Below are 2,512 nucleotides of genomic sequence, written 5' to 3'. Positions count from 1 at the left end.
CCGCCGCCGGCGCGGGCGTCGCGGTCCGGCCGGTGCACTCCGAGGTTCCTCCCGACGCTCCGAGCGCGGCACGGCCGGCGGGCTCGGCCCGACCACGCACCCTCAGCCGGTGGGATGCCGGGCCCGCAGCCGGGTCCGCACCCGCCCGGCCAGCGCCGTGACCAGTGCGACGACGGCGACCAGCCCGACCGCGAGCAGCGCGGCCACCAGCGGGGAGTCGGTGAGGTTGCCGGTCAGCACGCCGAGCACGCCGTAGAGCAGCGTCCACAGCACCGCCCCCGCCGCGACCGCCGGCACCAGCTTCGCCCAGGTCATCCCGGAGACCGCAGCCGCGATCAGGGTCGGCACCCGGCCCGCCGGGGCGACCCGTCCGACCAGCACGACCAGCCAGCCGCGCTCGGCGAACGCGCCGCGCATCCGTTCGATCCGGACCGCGGTGCGCTCGCCGCCGAGCCGCCCGCCCGCGACCGCGGCACGGACCGGGTCCCCGGCCAGCCGGGCGACGGCGAAGGTGACCACGTCACCGAGCAGGGCCGCGGCGAAGGACAGCAGCAGCACGACCGGCAGCGACAGCGCGGAGCTGGTCATCGCCGTCGCGGCGGCGGCGCCGACGATCGCGCCGGTCGGCACGACCGGCAGCACCGACCCGAGCAGCACTCCCCCGGCGACGACGAGGTAGGCGATCCGCCCGGCGTCCGGGCTGAGCTCGGCGTCCAACCACTCCTGCGCGGACGCGGCCAGCAGGTGCGGCGCGCTCACGCCGTCGTTCCGACGGCGGCGCCGGGCGGGAGCACGAGGGTGCGGGTGGGCAGCCCGGCCGCGGCGACGGCGTCGGCGAAGTCGTGCGGCGGGCGTACGAGCAGCTCCCGCATCCGGGACCCGGTCCGCCCCGGGACCGAGCACAGCCCGGCGACGGCGAGGGTCCCCCAGTGCACCGGCAGCGCGACGGCCGGTGCGAGCCGACGGACGGCCTCGGCGGCACCGGCCGGGTCGAGGTGGCCGGGGCCGAGGTTCGGGCCCCACCCCCACACCGGCAGCGCGGCGAGGTCGATCGGGCCCTGGGCGGCGACGTCGTCGAGCCCGGGGAACAGGCCGGTGTCACCGGCGACGTAGACCCGCAGCCCGTCGCCCTCCAGCAGGTGTCCCATCGCGTCGGCCTGCGGGCCGTGGGTGAACCGGGGCCCCCACCGGTGCCCGGAGTGGTCGGCCGGTGTGCCGGTGACGCGCAGCCCGTCGAAGACACGGGTCTGCCCCACGGCGAGCTCGGACACCCGGGCGACGCCGCGGCGGCGGAGCCAGTCGCCGGCGCCCGCGGGCACCACGACCTCCACCGCGCGCGGCAGCCGGCGCAGCGAGGCGAGGTGCAGGTGGTCGGCGTGCAGGTGGGAGATCAGGACCAGGTCGGCTCCGGCGGGCCCCTCCGGGTCGACGGCCGGCGCGGTGCGGCGCAGCGGCCCGACCGAGGGCCCCAGCACCGGGTCGGTCAGGACGGTGCGCCCGCCGATCCGCAGCCGCAGGGTGCTGTGGCCGAGGAAGGTCGTCTCCGGCAGGTCCACACCGTCGAGTATCCCCTCAGGCGTTGCCGAGGACCCGATCGACCGCGATCTGCAGCACCACCCGCGCGGGGTTCTCCCGGGGCTGCTTGTACTCGGCGGCGTAGCGGCGCTCGGCGTCGGCGACGACGTCGGGCTCGTCCCGCACGACGGCGCGGCCCTCCAGCGTGGACCAGGTGCGCCCGTCGACGACGGTGACGCTGACCCGGGCCCCGTCCGGCCCGGCCGCGGCGACGTTGCGCGCCTTCTGCGACCCGCCGCCGCAGATCACCCGGGCGGTGCGCCCGGCCACGTCGACGGTCACCCCCACCGGTACCGCGTGCGGGGTCCCGTCGCGGCGCGGGGTCACCAGGATGCACGGGCGGCGCTGGGACCAGAGCTCGACGAACGCGTCGGAGACACCGTCGTCGAGGGACCGGCGGCGGCGCCGGGGCGGTTCGGGGGTGGTCGTCACGGTCGCCATCCTGGACGTCGTGCCGGGTCCCGCGCGCCCCGGCACGCCGAGGCGCCGGTCACTCCGGGCGACGCCACCCGCCCCGGTGATCCCCGTACGGGCGACTTCCCTGGCCCTGTCGACGGGGTGTCGCTTCACTCTCCGCCATCGGACAGGGCGTCCCGTTCGCCCCACCGGTCACCAGGATCACGTTCGTCACAGGGAGTGGATCATGACCGCACGTTCGCTCGTCCGTCGCACCGGCGCCGTCGCCGCGTCCCTCACCCTCGCCGCTCTCGCCGGGGTCCCGCTGGCCGGAGCGGCGTCGGCCGCGGAACCGGCCGTCACCACGGTGGCGGGCGCCGTCACGGCACCGGCCGCCGTCGCCACCGCGGGCCCGGTCGTGACGGCCCCGGCCCAGGAGGACACCGAGGAGCCGCCCGCCGAGGAGCCCGCGGACGACGCGACGCCGGCCGACGAGGACCCCGAGGCCACCGCCCCGGACGCGACCGGACCCGAGGAGTCG

General features: G+C 78.1%; 3 protein-coding genes and 1 pseudogene. 1 reads left to right on the top strand and 3 read right to left on the bottom strand.

Features of this window, described 5'->3' with window-relative positions:
• Positions 1-102: 102 nt before the first annotated feature.
• The 3 genes from GTW08_RS24125 to GTW08_RS24115 are packed head-to-tail and all read right to left on the bottom strand — an operon-like array spanning position 103 to position 2,007.
• Positions 103-759, bottom strand: a complete 657-nt coding sequence (locus GTW08_RS24125; RefSeq protein ID WP_337826467.1) for a DedA family protein — start codon at positions 757-759, stop codon at positions 103-105.
• Positions 756-1,556: an MBL fold metallo-hydrolase gene (locus GTW08_RS24120; RefSeq protein WP_337826468.1), complete on the bottom strand. Its 801-nt coding sequence runs from the start codon at positions 1,554-1,556 to the stop codon at positions 756-758. Before GTW08_RS24120 ends, GTW08_RS24125 begins: the two co-directional genes overlap by 4 nt.
• A gap of 16 nt (positions 1,557-1,572) precedes the next feature.
• Entirely contained in the window at positions 1,573-2,007 is a 435-nt protein-coding gene (locus GTW08_RS24115) for a pyridoxamine 5'-phosphate oxidase family protein (RefSeq protein WP_304580113.1), read from the bottom strand.
• A 211-nt stretch (positions 2,008-2,218) separates the two neighbouring features.
• Between GTW08_RS24115 and GTW08_RS24110 the strand changes: the two are divergent.
• A pseudogene (locus tag GTW08_RS24110) lies at positions 2,219-2,512 on the top strand (hypothetical protein); the annotation flags it as partial.

Origin of the sequence: Pseudonocardia sp. SID8383 (genome assembly GCF_009864975.1) — a bacterium.
Lineage (GTDB): Bacteria > Actinomycetota > Actinomycetes > Mycobacteriales > Pseudonocardiaceae > Pseudonocardia > Pseudonocardia alni.
This window is presented reverse-complemented; position numbering and strand designations above follow the sequence as displayed.